22 protein-coding genes, 1 pseudogene and 3 riboswitches are annotated in these 20,945 nt (G+C 64.6%); of the genes and pseudogenes, 14 read left to right on the forward strand and 9 right to left on the reverse strand.

The genetic code is table 11. From position 1 onward, the window contains the following. Positions 1-795: a M23 family metallopeptidase gene (locus QN084_RS12650; RefSeq protein WP_083262033.1), complete on the reverse strand. Its 795-nt coding sequence runs from the start codon at positions 793-795 to the stop codon at positions 1-3. 5 nt (positions 796-800) lie between these two features. After that, positions 801-961: riboswitch (cyclic di-AMP (ydaO/yuaA leader) on the reverse strand. 111 nt (positions 962-1,072) lie between these two features. Here QN084_RS12650 and QN084_RS12655 point away from each other — a divergent pair. The 3 genes from QN084_RS12655 to QN084_RS12665 all read left to right on the forward strand — a co-directional run bounded on the left by QN084_RS12655 (position 1,073) and on the right by QN084_RS12665 (position 3,005). Further along, a complete protein-coding gene (locus tag QN084_RS12655) occupies positions 1,073-1,726 on the forward strand; it encodes a TlpA family protein disulfide reductase (protein ID WP_083262032.1) in 654 nt (217 codons plus the stop codon). Positions 1,727-1,788: 62 nt separating this feature from the next. After that, on the forward strand, positions 1,789-2,502 hold the full coding sequence (locus QN084_RS12660) for a DsbA family protein (protein WP_069694609.1): 714 nt from the start codon (positions 1,789-1,791) through the stop codon (positions 2,500-2,502). A 53-nt stretch (positions 2,503-2,555) separates the two neighbouring features. After that, on the forward strand, positions 2,556-3,005 hold the full coding sequence (locus QN084_RS12665; protein WP_069694610.1) for a hypothetical protein: 450 nt from the start codon (positions 2,556-2,558) through the stop codon (positions 3,003-3,005). Positions 3,006-3,162: 157 nt separating this feature from the next. Here QN084_RS12665 and QN084_RS12670 read toward each other — a convergent pair whose 3' ends face one another. Continuing rightward, a complete protein-coding gene (locus QN084_RS12670; protein WP_069694611.1) occupies positions 3,163-5,319 on the reverse strand; it encodes a copper-translocating P-type ATPase in 2,157 nt (718 codons plus the stop codon). A gap of 63 nt (positions 5,320-5,382) precedes the next feature. After that, positions 5,383-5,688 (reverse strand): heavy-metal-associated domain-containing protein, encoded by a 306-nt coding sequence (locus QN084_RS12675; protein WP_069694612.1) that lies wholly within the window; start codon positions 5,686-5,688, stop codon positions 5,383-5,385. 146 nt (positions 5,689-5,834) lie between these two features. Here QN084_RS12675 and QN084_RS12680 point away from each other — a divergent pair, with 146 nt between their 5' ends. Beyond that, complete coding sequence (locus tag QN084_RS12680) at positions 5,835-6,320, forward strand: hypothetical protein (RefSeq protein WP_069694613.1); 486 nt, start codon at positions 5,835-5,837, stop codon at positions 6,318-6,320. Positions 6,321-6,409: 89 nt separating this feature from the next. Here the strand turns inward: QN084_RS12680 and QN084_RS12685 are convergent, their stop codons facing one another. From QN084_RS12685 to QN084_RS12695, 3 genes are all read right to left on the reverse strand, one after another. Next, positions 6,410-6,745 (reverse strand): YnfA family protein, encoded by a 336-nt coding sequence (locus QN084_RS12685; protein WP_069694614.1) that lies wholly within the window; start codon positions 6,743-6,745, stop codon positions 6,410-6,412. Positions 6,746-6,769: 24 nt separating this feature from the next. Then, positions 6,770-7,594, reverse strand: a complete 825-nt coding sequence (locus tag QN084_RS12690; protein WP_069694615.1) for a sulfite exporter TauE/SafE family protein — start codon at positions 7,592-7,594, stop codon at positions 6,770-6,772. 67 nt (positions 7,595-7,661) lie between these two features. Next, positions 7,662-8,033, reverse strand: coding sequence for an arsenate-mycothiol transferase ArsC (locus QN084_RS12695; protein ID WP_069694616.1), 372 nt, complete (start codon positions 8,031-8,033; stop codon positions 7,662-7,664). 241 nt (positions 8,034-8,274) lie between these two features. Here QN084_RS12695 and QN084_RS12700 point away from each other — a divergent pair. From QN084_RS12700 to istB, 3 genes and pseudogenes are all read left to right on the forward strand, one after another. Then, positions 8,275-9,780: pseudogene (locus QN084_RS12700) on the forward strand (PhoX family protein); the annotation flags it as partial. A 146-nt stretch (positions 9,781-9,926) separates the two neighbouring features. Continuing rightward, positions 9,927-11,603, forward strand: coding sequence for an IS21 family transposase (istA, locus tag QN084_RS12705; RefSeq protein ID WP_069694618.1), 1,677 nt, complete (start codon positions 9,927-9,929; stop codon positions 11,601-11,603). Further along, positions 11,600-12,421 carry an IS21-like element helper ATPase IstB gene (istB, locus tag QN084_RS12710; RefSeq protein WP_069694619.1) on the forward strand — a complete coding sequence of 274 codons (822 nt, stop codon included), beginning with the start codon at positions 11,600-11,602 and terminating at the stop codon, positions 12,419-12,421. The genes istA and istB overlap by 4 nt, the downstream gene beginning before the upstream one ends. A 137-nt stretch (positions 12,422-12,558) precedes the next feature. Here the strand turns inward: istB and QN084_RS12715 are convergent, their stop codons facing one another. Continuing rightward, a complete protein-coding gene (locus QN084_RS12715) occupies positions 12,559-12,981 on the reverse strand; it encodes a YkvA family protein (protein WP_069694620.1) in 423 nt (140 codons plus the stop codon). A 260-nt stretch (positions 12,982-13,241) separates the two neighbouring features. After that, positions 13,242-13,324: riboswitch (Fluoride riboswitch) on the forward strand. Between the two features lie 23 nt (positions 13,325-13,347). Here QN084_RS12715 and QN084_RS12720 point away from each other — a divergent pair. The 7 genes from QN084_RS12720 (at position 13,348) to QN084_RS12750 (ending at position 19,209) form a co-directional block, all read left to right on the forward strand. Then, on the forward strand, positions 13,348-14,208 hold the full coding sequence (locus QN084_RS12720; RefSeq protein WP_139126727.1) for a hypothetical protein: 861 nt from the start codon (positions 13,348-13,350) through the stop codon (positions 14,206-14,208). A gap of 42 nt (positions 14,209-14,250) precedes the next feature. Then, a riboswitch (Fluoride riboswitch) is annotated at positions 14,251-14,341 on the forward strand. Between the two features lie 21 nt (positions 14,342-14,362). Then, positions 14,363-15,118 (forward strand): 2,3-bisphosphoglycerate-dependent phosphoglycerate mutase, encoded by a 756-nt coding sequence (locus tag QN084_RS12725; protein ID WP_069694622.1) that lies wholly within the window; start codon positions 14,363-14,365, stop codon positions 15,116-15,118. A gap of 20 nt (positions 15,119-15,138) precedes the next feature. Next, positions 15,139-16,452: a phosphopyruvate hydratase gene (gene eno, locus QN084_RS12730; protein ID WP_069694623.1), complete on the forward strand. Its 1,314-nt coding sequence runs from the start codon at positions 15,139-15,141 to the stop codon at positions 16,450-16,452. Beyond that, entirely contained in the window at positions 16,445-16,987 is a 543-nt protein-coding gene (locus QN084_RS12735) for a universal stress protein (RefSeq protein ID WP_083262031.1), read from the forward strand. The genes eno and QN084_RS12735 overlap by 8 nt, the downstream gene beginning before the upstream one ends. Next, positions 16,987-17,538 carry a fluoride efflux transporter FluC gene (locus QN084_RS12740; protein ID WP_083262030.1) on the forward strand — a complete coding sequence of 184 codons (552 nt, stop codon included), beginning with the start codon at positions 16,987-16,989 and terminating at the stop codon, positions 17,536-17,538. Before QN084_RS12735 ends, QN084_RS12740 begins: the two co-directional genes overlap by 1 nt. A 5-nt stretch (positions 17,539-17,543) precedes the next feature. After that, the gene (gene crcB / locus QN084_RS12745; RefSeq protein WP_069694630.1) at positions 17,544-17,912 is read left to right on the forward strand and encodes a fluoride efflux transporter CrcB; all 369 of its coding nucleotides are present in this window, start codon (positions 17,544-17,546) and stop codon (positions 17,910-17,912) included. 49 nt (positions 17,913-17,961) lie between these two features. After that, the gene (locus QN084_RS12750) at positions 17,962-19,209 is read left to right on the forward strand and encodes an MFS transporter (RefSeq protein ID WP_139126728.1); all 1,248 of its coding nucleotides are present in this window, start codon (positions 17,962-17,964) and stop codon (positions 19,207-19,209) included. A 52-nt stretch (positions 19,210-19,261) separates the two neighbouring features. Here QN084_RS12750 and QN084_RS12755 read toward each other — a convergent pair whose 3' ends face one another. Together QN084_RS12755 and QN084_RS12760 are read right to left on the reverse strand one after the other, a co-directional pair. Beyond that, positions 19,262-20,251 carry a sensor histidine kinase gene (locus QN084_RS12755; RefSeq protein ID WP_069694624.1) on the reverse strand — a complete coding sequence of 330 codons (990 nt, stop codon included), beginning with the start codon at positions 20,249-20,251 and terminating at the stop codon, positions 19,262-19,264. Continuing rightward, positions 20,248-20,931: a response regulator transcription factor gene (locus QN084_RS12760; protein WP_069694625.1), complete on the reverse strand. Its 684-nt coding sequence runs from the start codon at positions 20,929-20,931 to the stop codon at positions 20,248-20,250. The genes QN084_RS12755 and QN084_RS12760 overlap by 4 nt, the downstream gene beginning before the upstream one ends. Positions 20,932-20,945 lie beyond the last annotated feature (14 nt).

Genomic DNA, 20,945 nt, shown 5'->3' on the forward strand with positions numbered 1-20,945 from the left:
TCAGATGAAGCTGGCAGGATCCACTGTCTTGTCATCGACCATGACCTCGAAGTGTAGGTGGCAGCCGGTTGAGTTACCCGTCGTTCCCACACCGGCGATCTGGGCGCCCGATGTAACGGCCTGTCCCATGGCAACACCGATGCTGGCCAAGTGGTTGTATGTGGTTTTCAAACCATTGCCGTGGTCGATGACGATTCTGTTTCCGCCTCCGTATTGGCTCCAACCGGCTTCCATGACGGTTCCGGCGCCAGCTGCGAACACGGGTGTGCTGCAGGCCCCCGTCAGGTCAATCCCCGTATGCCATTCCCCGGTCGATCCGGTGAGGGGGTTGACCCTGAGGCCGAACGGTGAGCTGACGTTGATTGAAGCCATGGGTGCCTTCAACGCTGTTGATGTCTCCGCTGGAACGGAAGGGACCTGTACTGCTGCTTTGGTCTTCTGGGGTGCGGCAGCTGCCACAGGCGGCGCCACAATGGCTGGCGGTGCGGCCTTTGATCCCACAGCCGGCCGGTCAAAGGTGAGGGAAGCGCCGGCTTCGGCATTGATCACCGGCTGCGCGGAGACGGCAGCTGGTGCTGCGGGTGAAAGGGCCTGGTCGGTTCCGACGCGCCCGGGATCAGCCTGGGCGGCTGATAGGACACTCATGGCGATCAGGCCGGTGACAGCGGCGGCAGCACCGAACCGATGGCCGCGGTCCTGCAGAGGGGACGGAAGAAACACCGTTTCACGGCGGCGCTTGACGGGTGCTGAACTGGGCGTGGCGCGGCGACGGCCGTGCCGGGGCTGGGAAGGCAAGGTGGGGGTCCTCTCGGCGCCGACGAAGTTAGCTGTCGGATTCGGACGAGTGGACTGTCCGGCCAGCCCCGCTCCCGGATGGGTAGTTGCAGGGCCGGCTTCACCCCAAGGTGCTCATGCACCGTTGTTGGGTCCTCCGCCCCCGTCTGGAACTGGATGCTCATTGGGCCGCCGACGGGGTTTGGCGAGACGGCCAACCCATACCCCGGACGGGTATGGACGAAACCAGCCTAACCAAAACACCAAGAAGTTACAATTTCGTTATCTAAGGATCGCAATGTCTAAGTTCGTAGGACGACTACTTTCAGCCGGCGGTGCCGGTACACAGAAGCCGGGTATCACGCGTCGGCGTTTCATCACCGCGTCGTCTTTGACCGGGCTGGGAGCGCTGGTTCTCACAGGATGTGGAGCCAGGGACACCCTTTCTGAACAGGCCAAGGCGGGCGACAACAAAAACTACATCGCAGGGGACGGGTCTGTCACCGAATATGTGGATGCCGAGCGGAAGGCCCCCGTGGTCCTGAAAGGCAAGCTCTACGACGGCACGGCAATCACCTCCAGTGATTGGCAGGGCAAAATCATCGTGCTGAACTTCTGGTATGCCGCCTGCGCCCCCTGCCGGCTCGAAGCCCCGAGGCTCGAAGCCATCGCGGAACAGTTCAAAGGCCAAGGTGTCCAGTTCTATGGTGTCAACGTCCGCGATGAAGAACCGGCAGCGGCCGCCTTTGAACGGACCTTTGGTGTCACCTACCCCAGCATGCAGGACAAAGACGGGGGCATCCTCCTGGCCATGACCCAATACGTCCCCCCGCAGGCAGTTCCTTCCACTCTCGTGATTGACAAGAAAGGACGAGTCGCGGCACGCATCCTGGGACTGGCGGACCAAAGCATCCTCAAATCCCTTGTCGCCGCGGCGGTGGCCGAGACATAGCGTCTCGCCGAGCACAATCGCATCCCCAACCTAAGAAAACACCACCGGATCGAGCCCGCCCCATGACAAGAAAACAACAGCCGCAGCGGACCCCGCACCTGCCCTCGCATCCGCTTGCAGACACTGCCAGGAAGACAAGGGTCTTCGTCTGGGTCTTGCTGTCCGTCCTCATCGGCCTTGGTCTGGTCTGGTACAGCGTCTTTACGCTCAATAAGCCAGCGACGACGTCGGCCCAACCCACTGCCGTCGCCCAACTGGTTCGGGAAGATAGCCACCGCACCACCTCACCGACCACAGAGAAAGCCCAACTGGTCCAGTTCGTGGACTTTGAATGCGACCCCTGCCGCGCCGCTCAGCCGCTTATCGAGGAACTGAAGAATGAATACGGGGACCGAATCACCTTCGTGCAGCGATACTTCCCGGTTCCCGCGCATCGTAACTCAGCCGCTGCGGCCCTCGCTGCCGAAGCCGCAGCCCAGCAGGGGAAATATCAGCAGATGACTATCAAACTGTTCGAAACCGGGACTCAATGGGGCAACAAACAAGACTCACAAGCCCAGCTGTTCCGTTCGTTCGCCCAGGACCTGGGCCTGGACCTGAGAACCTATGACGACACCGTGACAGCTGACAAGACCAAGGAACGGATCAAGGAAGATATCGCAGACGGTACCTCCTTTGGCGTCACCGACACTCCAGCCTTTTTCCTCAACGGGCAAATGATCCCCTTCAACACAGAGGAACAATTCCGCGGGCTCGTAGCGGCCGCCGCGAACTAGACCCGCCCAGCCAGGCGGGCAGCCGCCACACCATCACCACTATTGGAGCAAATGTGCACAACACATCCCGCAAGAGGTCCGTCGTAGCCCTATGGGGTCTCGTCCTCGCCGCTGCGGCGAGCTTCTCGACTGTGGCCGCGGTCCCGGCCCGCGCCGATCCTCCGCAGGTCACCGCGACGGTACAGCAGACAACTGCCGGACCTGCAGCTCCGAAGGACACGGTTCTTCAGGGTCGGCGGTCACTCAACGACAAAGTCAGCTTGAACTTCGGGCTCACGCCATCGGATGACCGGCGGCAGGAGGTCTTCGGCGAGGAAGCCCCACCCGAAACGGCGGCTACACCCTCTTCTCAGCCAAGCAACTCAACACAGCCGTCCGCGCCGGAGAGCATCGGTCCAAATGATGCCAATGCTCCGCTCGTCGCAGGGATCGTGGCCGTTATCCTGGCCATGGCCGCTGTTGGATTCTTCCTCTCTCAAAGAAACCGGCGAGATCAGCCCTAAAATTCGGGGCTTGCGGCAGCCAAGGCGATGCAGAGCAGTCGCCGTTCCGGCTCCCCGCAACGGCATGAACCAGGGCACGGTTTTCATCCGTTTCAGCATGCCAGCACCGCCGCTGTACCGGGATGGTTTGAGAGCGGCGGTGCCGGTGCTTGTTGGGTCAACGGACCTGGGACGGGTTCAGTTTCACCCGCCGGAGCAGTTGGGCGTTCAGGGTGACGACGATTGTAGAGACTGACATCAGCACCGCGCCCGCGGCCGGGGAGAGCACGATCCCGGCGAAGGCCAGTACGCCCGCAGCCAGCGGGACGGCGATGACGTTGTATCCGGTGGCCCACACCAGGTTCTGCCACATTTTCGCGTAGCTTGCCCTGGACAGGTCTACCATGGACAGCACCGCCCGCGGGTCGTTGCCGGCCAGGATGACCCCTGCTGATTCCATGGCCACGTCGGTGCCGGCTCCGATGGCGATGCCGACCTCGGCGCGTGCCAGCGCGGGGGAGTCGTTGACCCCGTCACCGACCATGGCAACCTTCAGGCCCCGGGCCTGCAGTTCGGCGACTTTCTTGTCCTTGTCCGCTGGAAGGACTTCAGCGAAGACCTCATCGATGTTCAGCTCCGCTCCCACCGCGGTGGCTACCTGGGTGGCGTCTCCGGTGATCATGGCGACCTTGACGCCCCTGCTTTGCAAGGCCGCCACAGCCTGGCGGGACTCGGGTCGGATGGCGTCTTCGAGGCTGACGGCGCCCAGGATGCGGTCACCGTCGATGACATGGAGCACGGCGGCGCCGCGTCCCATCCACTCCCGGGTTGCGGCGGCCAGGGATTCGGGTTCGGTGAGCCTGAGTTCGCGCAGCAGTGCCGGACCGCCGACCTGGACGGTGCGGCCGTCGATCGTGGCGCGCACTCCCCGCCCTGTCATGGAGGTGAAACCGGTGGCGTTCGGCAGCTGCAGGCCCTTGTGGTGGGCTGCGCGGACGATGGCCCGGGCCACGGGGTGTTCGCTGTCGGATTCGACGGCTGCGGCCAGGGCCAGCAGCTCATCGGTGCCGTCACCGTCGGAGGTGGCCGTGCTGCTGACTTCAGGTTCTCCTTTGGTCAAGGTGCCGGTCTTGTCGAAGAGCACGACGTCGATGGTGCGCATCCGTTCCAGTGCGATCCGGTCCTTGATCAGCACTCCGGCCCGGGCGGCTTGCTCAGTGGAGATCGCTATCACCAGCGGAATGGCCAGGCCCAGCGCGTGAGGGCAGGCGATGACCAAGACCGTGACCGTGCGGGTCACGGCTTCGGGCAGGCTACCCAGCAAGGTCCATGCGATGAAGGTGATGACACCGGCGATGGTGGCGAAGTAGAAAAGGAACGCAGCGGCCCGGTCCGCGAGGGCCTGGGCCTTCGAGGACGAGGCCTGGGCTTCGGCCACCAGACGTTGAATTCCCGCCAGGGCGGTGTCATCCCCGACCGCTGTCACGGTTACCCGGACGGTGTTGTCAGTGGCCACAGTTCCTGCCACGACAGGATCCCCGACGCTTCTGGGCACCGTCTTGGATTCGCCGGTGATCATGGATTCATCAAACTCGGCCTGCCCCTCCGCGATGGTCCCGTCAGCGGGCATCCGCGCCCCGGACCGGACCAGGACCTTATCCCCGGTCCGGAGATCGGAGACTGAGACGGTTTCCACTCCGGTGTCGGTGATGCGTTCTGCTTCGTCCGGCAACAACGCGGCCAGGGCGTCCAACGCGCCTTGGGCTGAGCCGAGGGCCCGCATTTCGATCCAGTGACCCAGCAGCATGATGGCTACCAGCAGTGCCAGTTCCCACCAGAAGTCCAGATCGAAGTTCCCGATCCGCAGGCTGGTCGCCCAGGAAGCCGCGAAGGCGACTGAGATGGCCATGCTTATCAGCAGCATCATGCCCGGTTGCCGGGACTTGAGTTCATTCAGCCCGCCTTTGAGGAAGGGCATGCCTCCGTAGAGGAAGATCACCGTTCCAAGGACGGGTGGTATCCAGGCCGAGCCCGGGAATTCCGGCGGCATGTACCCGAGGAGGTGTCCGAACATGGGGCTGAAATAGACGACCGGGACCGACAGTGCCAGGGTCAGCCAGAACCTATCTTTGAACATGGCGGTGCTGTGCCCGGCGTGCTGGCCGTGGCTGTGCACGGCATGATCGTCGCGGTCCTCGCGGCCCTGCTCATGGCCGTGATGCTGATGGGCGGCTGGCCCTGTCCCCTCCACCTTGCGTGAGGGGACCGCCGAGTCGTCCCGGTCCGCTTCACCGACCGGTGACGGATGATGGTAATGATGGTCGTGCTCTGCCATGGTGTACTCCTCCAAATACGGCCGCGGTATCGCACATAGCGCTGCAGGCCGAGTTGGTTCGAGCTACTTAGTCAGGCTGTATCCAGCCGAGATGACGGCGTCCCGGATCTCCGAGGTCCCTGCGGGGCCGGAAACGATCAGTCGGGAGAGACCGCCGGGGACGAGTTCAACGGTCGCTGTGTCAACCCCGTCAATGGCAGTGACGGCCTTTTCGACGCTGGCTACGCAGCCGCCACAGGTCAGGCCTTCAACGGCGTACTCAACGCCGGCGGTCTTTTCGGCGGGAGTCTCACGGGAATTCGTGGAGCAGCAACCGCAGGCCGATCCGGAGGATTTCAGGGGCAGTTCGGTACGTGATGGTGTTTGCATGTCAGTTCCATTCATTGCAGAAGATGCGATGGGTGCTGTGGTTGAACGGTTGTAAAGAGGGACCCTCAGGGCCTCCGCGACAGACCACTCACTGACAACACGGCAACTATACCCCCGGGGGGTATGGTTGGCAAGAGCTTAGCCGGGTGCGTGACAGTAAGGTCTTGAGGCATCCGGCAGGGGAGGCCATTCTTGAAGAAACCGGAACCGAGGAGACCGCGATGGAACACATCCTTCCCGCCGCAGAACCGGCGGGAATCACGACAGCACTGCTCGCCGTCCTGACCCATATCGACACGGTGGGCTTCCACGGCATCGCCACCGCGCTGACCGGGTCAGAACCCAAAATCGACCGCAACTGGGCACCTCTGATCCGTAACGCACGCATCGCCGTAGCCGTGACGGCGTGGCCTGATGAGCTCCGACCAGCCGCGGAGCGATTCGTGGCCTCGGTCGAACAGCTGACCCCTGTCCTGGAACGCCGCGATACCGCCGGAGTTGCAGATCCGGCGAAAGAACTCCACATCGCGTACCACGCACTCAGCGACGCCGGTTGGGGCTACCTTGCCTCAGCTGCGGGGATCCCTGGAGGTGAGGAACACGGCCACGGCGCCCAGCACGGAAGCCACTAGCGCCGACGCTCGAGATGGTGAGTATGTCAACTGTTCTTGGCCCCGGGATGACGGGTAAATCTGGCCGCAAATGAGGGGTTTGTATGTGTTCAGGTGTTGCGGGGCGCGAACATAATTACGGCGACGCCGATAAGGCAGATCACTGATCCAGTGATGTCCCAGCGGTCGGGCCGGAACCCATCGATGATCATGCCCCAGGCCAACGAGCCGGCTACGAAGACTCCGCCGTAGGCGGCAAGGATTCTGCCGAAGTGCGCGTCGGGCTGGAGTGTGGCGGCGAAGCCGTAGATCCCCAGGGCGATCACACCGAGACCAGCCCACCACCAGGCTTTGCCTTCCCTGATTGATTGCCAAACGAGCCACGCGCCGCCTATTTCAGCGATAGCGGCGAGGACAAATAACAGGACGGATTTGGCGATGGTCATGGCCTCAGCCTGTCAGTTTGATGGTCAGTCGTGGTTCCAGACCTTGATGGAAGACAGCAGTAGGAGCAGGACCAGCAGCGGGATGAGTACCAGCGAGGGGATGACGCCGAGCATGAGCCCGCCGATGATGGTTCCAGTGATGGAGCCCAGGGTCATGGTGACCAAGAACGGCTTGTTTTGGCCGAGCACGGAGAAGCTTTTATCCCTGCTGAATCGGGCGAATGCGACGAGCATCGTGGGGAGTGAAACGGCCAGGGAGAGGCTGCCGGCGATTTTGATGTCGGTGCCATAGAGCAACACGATCGTGGGGATCAGCAGTTCCCCGCCAGCAACGCCCATGAGCGCGGCGACGACGCCGATGACGATCCCCGCTCCGATGCCGGCAATGGTCCGCGGGACCTCCGGCAGTGCGAGCGGATCAACGGCGAAGAAATGCGTGTAGAACAGTAGAGCCGCGATGAGCACCAGCAGCACCGCGATGACACGGTAGAGGGTCTTGGATTTCAGCTTCGTGGCCCAGTGAGCGCCTGCCCAGGCCCCCACCAGGCTTCCGGCCAGAAGATTCAAGACGATAAACCAGTACGGGGACAGGTCCCCGAACGGGATCGCGAAAAGTCGTGCCGGCAGTGCGGTCATAACCACGATCAGGCTCATAGCCTTGTTCATGATGATGGCCTGCAGCGCAGCGAAGCCAAACACGCCGATCAGCAAAGGCAACCGGAACTCGGCGCCGCCCAAACCGATCATGCCTCCCAACACACCGATGATGGCACCGGCGAGAAAAACCAGGGGCAGGTTGTATTGTCGGGCCGTTCCCGGAGTCAACGTCGGCAGGGCGGTGCTTTTCATAAGTGAAAATTATCAGCAGCGCGATCTGGAACGCCGGGGCAGGAGCCGCTTCGCAGTCACAATGACACTAATTGCCTGCCAGATCGGTGTAGAGGGCATGGACGCGGGTTTTGATGTCGTCGCGGACCAGGCGCATGCGTTCCATGCCTTCGATGCCGCCGGTGGAGGGTTCGTCGGTTTCCCAGATCTCGAAGCGTTTCCCGGCAGAGGCGTCGAGTTTGGCTTCGGTGCCGAGGACGATGACGGCGTCCACGAGGTTCAGGACCTCGTCGGTGACGGGTTTGGGGTATTCACCGGTGACGTCGATGCCCAGCTCCGTTAGCGAGTCCACGGCTTGGCCGTTCAAGGCCTCGGCGGAAGTCCGATGTCGTCGGACACTCCCTGATGGTGATCTTTTGGCGTGCACTCCGGTGAAGTCTTGAGTAGTTCCGTTGTTCATGGGCAGTTAAGCATCGGTGCCTACGGTGGGGCCTGTCGTGCTGTGGGTGGCCATCTTTCAGACATGGGGTGTCTTCGCGGCCACTCATGGCACGACAAAAATCTCATCACCTCGACGGAGTGCTTGCGCCGGCCTTGAGGAGAGGCCGGCCGCCTGGGGGACAGCGGCTTCTCCGTCCGCATCCCAATTCTCTGTGGAAGGACTTCCTGTGGCTCCGAACTCGACCAAACTCTCTTTGCCCATGCTGGGGCATGTGAGGGGCAAGCGCAGTGCCGTGACCTGTGCTCTGAAGTGCGACAACGCCTGCGCCTCGGCTGTATGCAACACTTCGCAGAACAATTACCTGCGCGACATCGTTTCGGCTGAGTTCTCCCGTCGCAACCTGCTCGGCGCCGGCGCTGTTGGTGCCGCGGCGTTATTGCTCGGCGGCGCAGGTGCTCAAAGCGCTGAGGCTTCCACGCTTTCCCCAGCCGCGAAGGTCCACGGTGGCGGGCTGCCCTTCACCCCGATCGAGCCGGTTCCCTATGTCGTGGACGAGCTGACAGTCCCGGCCGGCTACTCTTGGGAGCCGTTGATCAAGTGGGGCGACCCGGTCGTGAAGAAGGCCCCGGACTTCAACGTCAACGCCCAAACCCCGGCTGCCCAGGCACAGCAATTCGGATACAACTGCGACTACGTGGACATCCTGGCCCTGGATAGGAAGAACAAGCGTGCCGTTCTGGTGGCCAATCACGAATACACCAACGAGAACATCATGTTCGCTCCGGGTGCGGATCCGAAGACCGTTCGCGGTGTTGCGATGGCCGCCCACGGCATGTCTGTCGTTGAGGTCAAGCGCAGCGGCGAGGGAACGCCGTGGAAGACCGTGAAGAACGGCGACCTTAACCGCCGCATCACCATGCATACCCCGTTCACGCTGACCGGACCGGCCGCAGGCTCGTCCCTGGTCCGCACGACTGCGGACCCGCAGGGCCGAACGGTCCTGGGCACCCTGAACTACTGCGCCGGCGGCACCACCCCGTGGGGCACCATCCTCTCCGGGGAAGAGAACTTCCAGGGCTACTTCAAGGTCGGAACCCCGACCGCCGAGCAGCGCCGCTACGGCATCACCACTACCAACCCCGGCCGTGGCTGGCACCTGGATGAACCCCGTTTCGACGCCACTATCCCGGGCTACGAGAACGAGGCCAACCGGTTCGGTTACATCGTGGAGCTCGACCCGCTGGAGCCGAACTCGACGCCGGTGAAGCACACCGCGATGGGCAGGTTCAAGCACGAAGGCGCGAACGTCACCGTTGCCCCTGACGGTCGGGTTGTCGCGTACATGGGCGATGACGAGCGATTCGACTATCTTTACAAGTTCGTTTCCCGCGACAAATACATTGAGGGCAACCAGGCCCACAACAAAAACCTGCTGGCCAACGGTGACCTGTTCGTCGCCCGCTTCACCGGCAACTCCGAAGCCGAGATCAACGGCACGGGCAAGGTCCCGTCCGATGGTGCTTTCGACGGGGTGGGGGAGTGGCTGCCGCTGACCCGCGATGGTGCCAGCACCATCCCGGGAATGAGCATCGAACAAGTCCTGGTCTTCACCCGCCTCGCCGCTGACCTGGCCGGCGCGACGAAGATGGACCGGCCCGAAGACGTTGAACCCCACCCCGTCACGGGCAAGGTGTACGTCGCCTGCACGAACAACTCCGACCGCGGCAAGGCCGGCAAAGCCGGAGTCAACGAGGTCAACCCGCGCATGAGTATGTCAGTCTGATCGGAGCCCACTAGGACGGCCCGAACGGTACCCACCCGAAAGACTTGCCGAGCCTAATGACGGCTTGAATGGTACCCACCTGTGAACGTTGATCCCATCAAGGTTTGGATCAACGGCAGGAGGGTCGGATGGAGTCGAGAGTGGAGTTGTTCGCGCAGATTCGCAGGGATGCCAGGGTTGAGGGTCTTTCGATACGCGAGCTTGCTCGCCGGCACGAAGTAGCGCGAAAAACCGTGCGGAAGGCGCTGAATTCCCCGGTTCCGCCGGCCCGGAAGACACCTGTGAGGTCGTCGCCCCGTTTGGATCCGTTCAAGTCCGCGATCGATGCCATGTTGATCGAGGACACGGCATCTCCCCGGAAGCAGCGCCATACTGCTCGCAGGATTCTCGCGCGGCTCGTCGAGGAGCACGGAGCGGAGGATCTTTCGTATTCGACGGTGCGTGACTATGTAAGGGTGCGGCGGGCGCAGATCGATGTGGAGGCTGGCCGCCGGGTGGAGGTCTTCGTTCCGCAGGAGCATGCCCCTGGCGCGGAGGCGGAAGTGGACTTCGGCGAAGTCTGGGTGATACTCAACGGCGTGAAGACGAAATGTCACATGTTCGTGTTCCGGCTGTCGCGGTCCGGCAAGGCCATCCACCGGATCTATCCAACCCAGGCGCAGGAAGCTTTCTTTGAAGGACATATCGAGGCGTTCAATGAAATCGGCGGGGTACCGGTCAGACACATTCGCTACGACAACCTCACTAGCGCTGTCACGACCGTGGTCTTCGGACAGGGCCGCCAAAGGGTCGAGAACGACCGGTGGGTGCTGTTCAAATCCCACTACGGATTTGATGCTTTCTATTGCCAGCCTGGCATTGCTGGAGCTCATGAGAAGGGTGGTGTTGAGGGCGAGGTCGGCTGGTTCCGCCGCAACAGACTTTCCCCGATGCCAGTCACGAAGTCCCTTGGTGAGCTCAACGACCGTATTCGCATGTGGGAAGCGCAGGACGACAACCGGCGGATTGACGACAGGATCCGCACTATTGGTCAGGACTTTGAGGCAGAACAGCAGTTCCTTGCAGCGTTGCCGGCTGAGGAGTTCGATCCGGGGCTGGTGCTGACACCGCGGGTTGATCGGTCCTCGATGATCACGGTAAGGATGGTGAAGTACTCCGTTCCGGCTCGTTTCATAGGTCGGAAGGTCCGGGTGTCGCTGCGGGCGTCGGAGGTTGTGGTGTTTGACGGCCGGGTGGTGGTTGCGAGGCACCAACGGATCGCTGCCAAGCGTGGGCCATCGGTCCAGCTGGATCACTATCTCGAGGTCCTTAGGACTAAACCCGGCGCTCTGCCTGGTTCCACCGCTCTGGCTCGGGCCCGCGACGCGGGGACGTTCACCAGCGCCCATGAGGCCTTCTGGGCAGCATCCAGGCGGGTCAACGGCGACGCCGAGGGAACCAAGGAGCTGATCGAGGTCCTTTTGTTACACCGCTCGATGGACGCCAATGAAATCGAAGCAGGTATCGCCGCGGCTTTGGGTGTGGGCGCTGTGAGTGCGGACGTGGTCGCTGTTGAGGCACGCAGGCACGCAGCAAGCGTTCCGGTGGGTGGGGTCGGTTCGAGCCGCCATCCCGTTGCTCATGGCGAAGTGAATGTGCAACGAGTTGTCAGCCTTACGCAACGCAGACTCATGGACCCCGCCGCGGTGATCGCAGGGCTCCCCCCGGACGCCCGCCCGCTGCCCTCCGTAACCGCCTATGACGAGCTGCTGGCCAAACGCGCCGAACGCCCCACAGAAACCACGTCGAAGGAGAACATCTCATGAGCCCGACAGCACCGGCAGCAACCATCACCCCATCCTTGCGCCGGCGGCGGGGCCTGACCGAACAGGCTGCAGTCGCGGCCGTGGACCAGGCCTGCCGGCGGCTCCGATTGCCCACCGTAAGGGCGGTCCTCGACGAAGCCCTGACCATCGCCGGGAAGGAGCAACTCTCTTACCAGGGGTTCCTGGCCGAACTGTTGCTGGCCGAGTGCGACGACCGTGACCGGCGCTCCTCGATCCGCAGGGTCAAGGCTGCTGGGTTCCCACGGGATAAATGGCTCGGGGACTTCGACTTTGAGGCGAACCCATGCGTCAACTCCGCCACTATCCACACCCTCGCCGGCGGTGACTGGATCCGTAAAGGCGCACCTCTTTGTCTGATCGGTGACTCCGGAACCGGCAAATCCCACCTGCTCATTGGGCTGGGCACAGCTGCCGCCGAAAAGGGATACCGGGTTAAATACACGCTCGCAACGAGGCTCGTGAACGAGCTCGTTGAAGCCGCGGATGAGAAGGTTCTAGCTAAGACGATCGCCCGCTACGGCCGCGTGGACCTTTTATGTATTGATGAGTTGGGTTACATGGAGCTGGATCGCCGTGGCGCCGAACTCCTTTTCCAGGTTCTGACGGAACGCGAGGAGAAGAATTCCATCGCTATCGCAAGTAACGAGTCCTTTTCCGGCTGGACCAAGACGTTTAGCGATCCCCGGCTCTGCGCAGCCATCGTGGACCGGCTCACCTTCAAGGGCACGATCATTGAAACAGGCACAGACTCCTACCGCCTCGCCCACAGCCTGGGACAGACAGGGCATCAAGGATAGCCATATCTGGGAGTGTCGAAGGGCTTCGGGGTATCCCTGAAGGAGCAAACACCGGGCTGTCTGGTTGTCTCACGGATGCACTACAACGGCTACCTCGGGTCCGGACTCGTCAGGTTGCTGGCGAGCCTAAAGGCCGCTCATGCTGGGGCCGAGGAAGTCCCGGTGAGGCGTCGGATCAGTGTGAGTCCGGTGGGTGTGCCGGGCCAGTGCTGTTCCAAGGGGGCGTGGCCGGCTTTACGGATGACCGAGCGCAGGACCAATGCGACGATAATGGCGTCGTCGGCATAGCCGATCACTGGGAGGAAGTCCGGGACCAGATCGATGGGTGAGGCGAGGTAGAGCAGCAACAGGACCAGCCGGATCCGGATTCCGCGGGGCAGTGCCCGGTCCGCGGTCAGCCTGCGCAGCAGTACCAGCAGGTCGGGCAGGAGCCGGAGTGCGTCCTTCATGCCGACAGTTTCGGGGTGCTGACGGGCGTAGAGGGCCAGAAGGACCAACAGCACGGCATAGATCAGGACGATCCCGCCAACGATGGCGATCGCCACATCCCACCAATTCATTCAATGACCCTCTTCGCTTGTCGTGCCAGCGACCCCATGACATGCCGGGCTTGCAGCGCAGCAGAGAGGATTACTGGTGTGAATTCCAAGCACGTCCATAAGCCCACGGATTAAGTATCCAGCTTAATCTCCAGAGGATCCTGCAGATTCCCGGATCCGCTGCTTCGTCCTTAAGAACCGTGTACGACTGGTCCTTCAGCGATGTGGACCAGCCAACCCGTGATGGAAGCTGGCCCAGCCTCCCGGTAGGGGGTTAGCCTTGGTGTAACGGTGATGGATCCCACCGTGACCGGCTGGTTTGCCGGCCTGGACCGCCGATGTGGCTGATGGTTCCTGCCCCGGATTGTGAAGGGCAGGATGATCGCGATGGCTGGTAAGAGAAGCGGGCCCGGTGCCCCGGAAGTGCCCGCGAGGGACAGGCTTTCTGGGGGTCTGGTGCCGGTCGGTCCGTTGGAGCTGGCCCCGGAGGAAGTGCGCCAGCTCTGGTCGTTCATTCACGGTGACATTATGGACGGGAGCATGCGCCGGTTGCTGCGCGCTTCCTTGGGGCTGTGTCCGCGTCACACGTGGGCGTACGCGGTCGTGGAGATCGAATTGTGGCAGGCGGGCGCCGGAGTCCGGGGAGGACACCAGCCCTTCGATGTCACGGTCCTTTATGAGGACCTGCTGGGCCACGTTGCTGACGGGCTGGACCGGAAAACCTCCCTGTTGCGCCGGCACCCGGACAACGTCCTCGTCCCGGTGGGGCCCTGCCGGATCTGTGAAGACATGGCCTCTGCGGATCTGCCCGGGGTGCGGATGGGCTACGCGAACTCCAACACCGAAGCGCTGACCGTGGAAGCAAACGGACTCGCACACACCACTGCCTGGTGCCGGGAAACACTCCCACTGTGGCGGGACCGGGCATGTCCGGACTGCTGGCCCGGAATTATGGAGCAATCCGGGGATCCGGTGCTGTTGTGCCGTTTCCATTTGGCGGCACGCCGTCCCGTGCCCGGGCAGGTGCGGCGCGATGTGGCGTCGCGGCTCCGGGACGTCAGGGCCCGGGTGCGGCGGCTGACCGAGTCGATGACCGACTACGGGGCCCCGGCCGGAAGTGAGGAGAACGTCTCCTGGATCGAGGCCATTGGCTTTTTCGCCGGCTGGGGGCTGCCCTTGTACCTGACCGCGGGAGCCACGGACACCGGACCCGAACCGGACAGCACCGGTGCTGGGCAGAGAAACTGACTGCGTCACATGGTGGCGGCCGCGGCCGCTGTGCCTGTAGTCTCTGTTCACGGTGATGGATCCCGCCGGAACAGCCCGCACCTGAGGTGTGGGGAGTTCGAACCGCCTCCTGGCTAATGGTTCCTACCTTTGCTGATACGAAGGTAGGTGACTCATGCCCGGACCCGGAACACTGGTCCTGCTCCGCCACGGCCAGAGCGTCTTGAACGCCCAGGACCGGTTCGCCGGCCTGCTCGACCCGCCCCTGAACCCAACAGGGAACGACGAAGCCGCGGAAGCCGGGGCACTGTTGTCCTCGGCATCCTTTGCCCCCGACACCGTCTACACCTCAACCCTGTCCCGCACCCGGGACACCGCCCGCATCGTCCTGGACGTGCTGGGCTGCCAAGGTGTGCCGCCCAGGGCTGCCTGGGAGTTGAACGAGCGCAGTTACGGCTCCTTGACCGGCCGGGCCAGGGGTGAAGTGCTCAGCGAACTCGGCCCGGAGGTCTTCCATTTCTGGCGCCGCTCCTACTACGGCGCACCGCCGCCCATGCCGCGCGCAGAGCTCCTGGCCATACGGCGCAGCCGGTCGTTCTTGGGGCTCCCTCCGGAAGCGGTCCAGGCCACCGAGTCCCTGTGCGGGGTGGTCAAACGGGTCCGGATCTTCTGGCATCAGCAGCTTCGCCCGAGGATCCGCACCGGGGAGGATGTGCTCGTGATCGGGCACGGCAACTCACTGCGGGCACTGTGTCTGGTCGTGGACGGCCTCTCGCACGCCGAGGTTGAGGCGTTGAACATTCCCACCGGGCACCCGCTGGTGTATCGCTTCGGCCCCGGGCTGGTCCCGCTGGTGCGGGGTGGGGAATATATGAATCCGGCGGCGGCGCGGACCGCTGCCGCGCTGGTCGCCGCTACCGGCGGGACCTGAGGGAAGGAACGGAGAAGCTCATGTATGAACTGCAAATCACCGGGGTGCGCGCCCTGCAGATCCTCGACTCCCGGGGCTATCCCACGGTGAAGGTCTGGCTCACGGGACCGGACGGCACCGTGACGGTCGCTTCCGCCCCGTCGGGGGCGTCCACCGGGGCGCATGAGGCGGTCGAACTGCGCGACGGCGGCCAGGAGTACTCCGGCCGCGGCGTGCAGAACGCGGTCGCCCACATCAAGGGTGAGATCAGCGGGCTGCTCACCTCCGGCACCTGGCAGAGCCTTGCGGACCTGGACCAGGCCCTGGCCGGGCTGGACGGGACCGCAGGTAAGTCACGGCTGGGAGCCAACGCGATTGTCGCCGTGTCCATGGCCGCTGCCCGCGCCTTCGCCACCGCGGCCGGGCTGCCCCTGCACGTCTGGATCGCCCAGACCATGGCCAGGGCCGGCCGGTTGCCAGTGCCGCACTTCAATGTCCTCAACGGCGGACAGCACGCCGCGAACCCGCTGGAATTCCAGGAATTCATGATCGCCCCCGCAGGGGCACCCTCCTTCGCCGAGGGGCTCCGGTGGGGGTCGGAGGTCTACCACGCCCTGGCCAGGCGGCTGCGCCGTCAGGGCCTTGGGACCGGGTTGGGAGATGAAGGCGGGTACGCCCCGGACATCGCCCGTCCCGAGGAAGCTCTGGATCTGATCGTTGCCGCCATCAAGGACGCCGGCTACACCCCGGGCCGGGACGGTGTGGCGATCGCATTGGACCCGGCCGCGAACTCTTTCTACACGGACGGGACCTACACGGTCGCCGGCAAGGCTCACACCACGGAGCAGATGATCTCCTACTACGACAAACTCATCACCGACTACCCGATCTGGAGCCTGGAGGACCCCCTGGCCGAGGACGACACCAGCGGGTGGCCTGCCCTGACCGCTGAACTCGGAAACAAGGTCCAGATCGTCGGGGACGATCTCTTTGTCACCTCCGCGGACCGGGTCCGGGACGGCATCCGGTCCGCGTCCGCGACAGCGGTACTGATCAAACCGAACCAGGCCGGGACCGTCAGCGAAACGTTGGATACACTCCGGGCCGCCTTCGAGGGAGGCTTCGAGGCGATGGTCTCGCACCGGTCCGGGGAAACCGATGACACCTTCGTGGCCGATCTGGCCGTCGGCTCAGGCTGCGGACAGCTCAAATCCGGGGCACCGGCCCGCGGGGAACGTCTGGCCAAGTACAACCGGCTCCTGGAAATCACCGACGAGGAACCCTCACTGCCCTACGGCCCCCCGGAACACACGTCCATACCACCGACCGCGCATGACAGGAGCACTCATGAATGAGCCAGCACAAGACCCCGGGCCCGCCGCCGGCCCGGCACCATATCGTCCGGACCGGATCGGCGGCCCGGTACTGATGGGCGTCGTGCCCGGCCAGCCCCTGGCCGTGGCACACCGTGCCGCGGACCTGGCCCACAGCCTGAACGTGGAGCTGATCTGCGCGTACGTCGATGTCACCACCTACCTCGTCAAGGAACCCGACGGCCGGGTCGACGCCTTCCCGATTGATCCGGACGGCATCGATGATGACATCGAAGAGATCAGCGCCGGCATCGCAGAACGCCTGCGCCAAGCCCTGGACGGCAGCGGCGTGCCGTGGTCCTTCCAGACCCTCTCCGGGGACCCGGCCCGGGCCCTGGGAACATTGGCCGAAGCCTCGGATGCGTCCCTGATCGTCGTGGGCACCCGCGAACGCGGCCTCGGAGCCCGTTTCGAGGAATTGCTCGTCGGCTCGGTCGCGGTCCACCTCACCCACCGCCAACACCGGCCCGTCCTGGTCGTTCCCCTCGCCCGGCACCACCGGCAGGAGGGGCACTGATGGAGGCACCCACCCCCGCCACGGCGAACACCGCACAGGCCCCCGCCCCGCGCACGGATGAGGACACCCTCGGCGCGGGCCGTGCCCCCCGCCCTGTACACCTGCACCCCGGGTTTGTGCTGGTCGTCATCACCGGAGGCGTGTTCGGAGCCGTGACCCGATATGGTCTCAGCGTCCTGCTGCCCTCCCCGGGAGGGTGGCCGCTGCCGACCTTGATCATCAACCTGACCGGGGCCTTCCTGCTCGGTGTCCTGCTCGAAGCCCTGGTCCGGCGCGGACCCGACACCGGGCGGCTCAGGATGATCCGGCTGTTCGTGGGGACCGGGTTCATGGGCGCCTTCACCACTTACAGCACCCTCGCCCTGGAAACGAATACCCTGCTCGGGGCCGGACGTGTCCTGGACGCGGTAGGATACCTCGCCGCGACCCTGCTCGGCGGCGCTGTCGCATCGGTCGCCGGGATCTGGGCCGCCGCCGGTCACCACACCCGGATCACCGCCCGTCGCCGGGACGCGACCCTCCGCCCGCACCGGACGGAGAGTATCCGGTGAACGCGTTGACCATAGTGTTGCTCGGTCTCGCCGGCGGGTTCGGCGCCGGAGCCCGGTTCATGGTCGATGGGCTGGTCCGTGCCACCCTCCGTACCGCACTGCCCGCCGGGACCATCGCCATCAACGTCACCGGCTCCTTCCTGCTGGGCGTGCTCACCGGGGCCGTGCTCGTCACCGCAGCGCCCGTGGAACTACAGGTCATTGCCGGGACCGGGTTCCTGGGCGGTTACACCACCTTCAGTACCGCCAGTTTCGAAACCGTCCGGCTCATCCAGTCCCGCCGCACCGGATGGGCTCTTCTGAACAGCATCGGGACCGCGGCAGCGTCGGTCGGCGCCGCTGCCGCCGGCCTGGCCCTGGCCGCTCTGCTATGAGACCTTGTGGCGGTCCACCGATCAGCCCGAACCAGAACACGGAGCACGAATGCCGGATATGAACGCCGAGAACCCCGCCCCTGCCGCCACCACGAACCGGCCGAACGGGCTGGGCCCGATGGGATTCGTGCTGACCTTCGGTGTGGTGAGCATGCTCGCCGACGTCGTCTACGAAGGCGCCCGGTCCATCACCGGCCCGTTCCTGGCCACCCTCGGGGCCTCCGCAGTCATGGTCGGCTTCATCACCGGATTCGGTGAAGCCGTGGCCCTGGTCCTGCGCCTGGGCACCGGACCCTTGGCGGACCGGACCCGCAAATACTGGCCGCTGACCATCGCCGGGTACGCCCTGACCGTCATCGCCGTCCCCCTGCTGGCCCTGGCCGGCTCACTGTGGCAGGCCGCATCGTTCGTCATCATGGAACGGTTCGGCAAAGCCGTCCGCACGCCAGCCCGGGACACCATGCTCTCCCATGCAGGAGCCGAAATCGGCCGGGGCAAGGCCTTCGCCATCCACGAAGCCCTCGACCAGTCCGGCGCGCTCCTGGGCCCGCTGCTCGTCGGGCTCATGGTCGCCGTCTCCGGATACCAGCTCGGCTTCGGTGTCCTGGCCATCCCGGGAGCGGCCGCGCTCGTTGCCGTGCTCCTGCTGCGCCGGGCCGTGCCGGATCCGGCCCGGTACGACACACACACCATCACCGATCCTCTTGCCGTGCCCGGCCAGCCAAAGGTGCGGGTTCCCCTGCCCGCCCGGTTCTGGTGGTACAGCGCGTTCACCGCCGTGTCGATGTTCGGGTTTTCCACCTTCGGGGTCATCTCCTACCACCTGGAAGTCCAGAAGGTGCTGCCCTCGGCCCTGATACCGGTCACCTACGCCGTCTCCATGGGCACCGCCGCGTTGGCGGCCCTGGCTTCCGGGGCACTCTACGACCGGATCGGATTACGCGGTCTGCTCATCGCGCTGCCGCTGACGGCTGCCGTGCCGTTCCTGTCCTTCACCACCACTCCCGGCCTGGTCTGGACCGGTGCCGTGGTCTGGGGAGCGGCCCTGGGGATCCACGAATCCACGCTCCGCGCCGCCGTGGCCGACCTCGTCCCGGCAGCACGCCGGGGCACCGGGTACGGCATCTTCACCGCGATCTACGGCGCCGCCTGGCTCGCCGGGTCCACCATCATCGGCGCCCTCTACTCGGCCTCCATCACCGCGCTGATCGTCTTCACCGTCGCGACCCAGGTAGCGGCACTGGCAGCCTTCACCCCCTTACTGAAGAGGGCTTCCGCACCGGACCGGACTCATTAGCCCGGCCGGGGCAGACCAGCGAACCGGCGATCATCGTCAATGGCGTTCCGGGTCAGGCGGTGGGCAGGCGGAGGGTCAGGGTGGTCCCTTCAGGACCGGTAGCGGTCAGTTCGATGCTGCCGTTGTGGCGTTGTGCTGTCTCCCGAACCAGGGCCAAACCGATTCCGTAGCCCCGCCGTGCACCGGACGGGAGGCTGACGCTGCCGTGCGCGAAGCGGTCGAAGATATGGTCAGGGTCGATGCCCGTGACGCCGGTCCCGGTGTCTGTCACGGTGATCACCGCGTTTGGGCCCTCGGCGGCGACGAGGACCCGGATGGACCCGCCCGCGGGTGTGTGAGCCATGGCGTTCTCTGCCAGCGCCGTGATCATGCGCTGCAGCTGGGCGGCGGGCACCCGGACGCTGACCGGGGAGGGGGTTTCGGTGCTGAAGCGTATGCCGTCGGCGTGGGCCAGGAGGTGCAGGTCCTCGCCGGTGCGGGCGACCACGGCTGCGGCATCAGTTTCCCGTGCGCCCGCCAGCGGGGCTTCGGATCCGCCGTGATCCAGGGTGGCTGTCAGGAGCAGGTCATCGACGATTCCGGCGAGGACCGTGCTGTCATTGCGTAACTGGCCCAGGAGCCCGGTCACAGGTTCGCCGGCGGCTTCCCGGCGTTGGATGAGCTGCAGTCGGGCGTCAAGGACGGCCAACGGGGTACGCAGCTCGTGTCCGGCGGCCTGGACGAAACGGCGTTGTGCCTCCAACGCGGTCCCGAGCGGCCGGACGGCGTTCCGGGCACTGATCAGCCCGACGGTGGCGGCGAGAAGCACTCCGAGGAGTCCGCAGAGGATGAGCGCGGAGAGCCACTCGCTGCCGTCAATGACGATGTATCCGGGCCGTCCGGTTCTCTCAAGGGTCTCTGCCGGTTGGGACCGGCGGGCGATGAAGAACGCGACGGCGGCCAGCAGAAGCGTGGCGGCACCGGCGCTGACGAGACCTATCTGCAGGCTGATTTTGCGGGCAGCGGTCTTGATGATCCGCTGGTCCGTGTCGGTGGTTTTCATGTGGTCTCTCCCACCATGTATCCGGTCCCGTGGACGGTGTGGATGATGTCCTTTCCCAGTTTCCGGCGCAGGTAGTGGACGTAGGTGTCCACGGCCCCGGGGGTCACGGGTGAGCCGAAGACGGTGGCGGCGAGTTCCTGGCGTGAAAAGACCCGCTGCGGGTCCTGGGCCAAGGCGGTCATCAGGTCCGCTTCCCGTGGCGAGAGCACCACGCGGTGACCGTAGTCCGAGACCATGGTGCGGGCAGCGGGGTCCAGCTCCCAGGCCCCGATACTCACGCTCCGGGGCGTTGTCGCGTACACGCGGGTCAGTGCCCGCAGCCGCGCGGCCAGCTCCTCGGCGTCAAACGGCTTGGCCAGATAGTCATTGGCCCCCGCGTCCAGACCGGCGACCGTGTCTCCGACCGATCCCAATGCGGTCAGGATCAGCACCGGCACGGTGACCTGATTGTTCCGCAGGGTGCGGATCAGCTCCAGTCCGTCCAACCCCGGCAGGCCACGGTCGATGATCATCGCGTCCCACCTCCCGGCGAGGCCACGGTGCAGGCCCGTGCGTCCGTCGGTGGCCAGCTCAATGCAGAAGTCCGGCTGGAGCAGTTCGGTGATCAGCGGACCGAGTTGTGGATCGTCTTCGACCAGGAGAATCCGCGGCCCGGGCGATGACCTCGTGCTGATGTCCATGGGTTCTTATTCTG

Source organism: Paenarthrobacter sp. R1, from assembly GCF_030264015.1.
GTDB classification, from domain to species: domain Bacteria; phylum Actinomycetota; class Actinomycetes; order Actinomycetales; family Micrococcaceae; genus Arthrobacter; species Arthrobacter ureafaciens.